At 58.4% G+C, this 462-nt stretch carries 1 protein-coding gene; it reads right to left on the bottom strand.

Annotated features, from left to right (window positions below; genetic code table 11):
• Positions 1 to 462, bottom strand: a 462-nt coding sequence (locus M0412_RS26430; protein ID WP_371338351.1) for a hypothetical protein, incomplete at both ends; no start/stop codon positions are given.

Genomic DNA, 462 nt, shown 5'->3' with positions numbered 1-462 from the left:
CCTCGCCACGTGCCGCGACAACTTCCTGGCGTTTTGCAATCCGATCGATGGCGGCTGTGTAGTCCGGCAAGGCTGGGAATTTGTCCTGGTAGAGCTCGCTGCCCGGCTTTCCCAGTTGCCTGGCCAAGATGTCCCTGTCGGCGGTGTCCTTGAGCGAAGTGAAAAGCTGCGTCCGCTCGTCGGCCTTGCTCAGCAAAGCGCTATTGGCGTTGATGCCATGGGCAGCGTCGTTCAAGAGATAGATTTGGTCAACACGTTTGCCGTCATCATGTCGCGTAAGTTCATAGGCGGAGCCGATGACCGTCATCGGGCCTTCGATTTTGTAGCCCTTGACGCCCCTGTCACCCGGCTCGCCGGTGCTGGCCTCGAAGGTCTTGCTCTGACTGCTGCCATCGGGTTTGAAGGTAACGGATTTGCCTTCGATCTTTTCGATCCGGCCGGCTTCACCGGCAATGAGATTCC

The sequence above is a fragment of the Agrobacterium sp. O3.4 genome (assembly GCF_041414895.1).
Lineage (GTDB): Bacteria > Pseudomonadota > Alphaproteobacteria > Rhizobiales > Rhizobiaceae > Agrobacterium > Agrobacterium cucumeris.
The sequence above is the reverse complement of the archived record's forward strand: the minus strand, read 5'-3'. Positions and strand labels throughout refer to the sequence as shown.